Source organism: Corynebacterium sp. UMB8791 (genome assembly GCF_054166365.1).
Genome location: NZ_JBSZCG010000056.1, coordinates 1 through 330, shown reverse-complemented (window position 1 = coordinate 330; position 330 = coordinate 1). Strand labels below are relative to the sequence as shown.

At 58.8% G+C, this 330-nt stretch carries 1 pseudogene; it reads right to left on the bottom strand.

Annotated features, from left to right (window positions below):
* Positions 1–330 (bottom strand): annotated as a pseudogene (locus tag ACXIUA_RS01545) (class E sortase); the annotation flags it as partial.

Genomic DNA, 330 nt, shown 5'->3' with positions numbered 1-330 from the left:
GCCGGGGCCACCGCGCAAAACTTCCTGAGAGACACCTTCGAATACGACCAAATCGCTAAAACCGGCCTTAGGAGCGGAAATCATCGCCACCGCAGAGCCAGGCACCCAGGAGCCCTCAACAGCTGGCTCCGTGCCTTCTGGCGCCTGAGCTGCGGCCGATGCCGGTGCGGACCATGCCTGCTGCAGCTCATCACGAGCCTGCTGCTGAGCTTTCCCGGTTTCAAGACCAGACCAGTACAGCAGATAAAAGGCGAAGAGCGCCACCAGCACTCCAGCGGTCAAGAGCAACTCGCCGATGACGCCAATAATTTTCGATAACACACTTAGGAT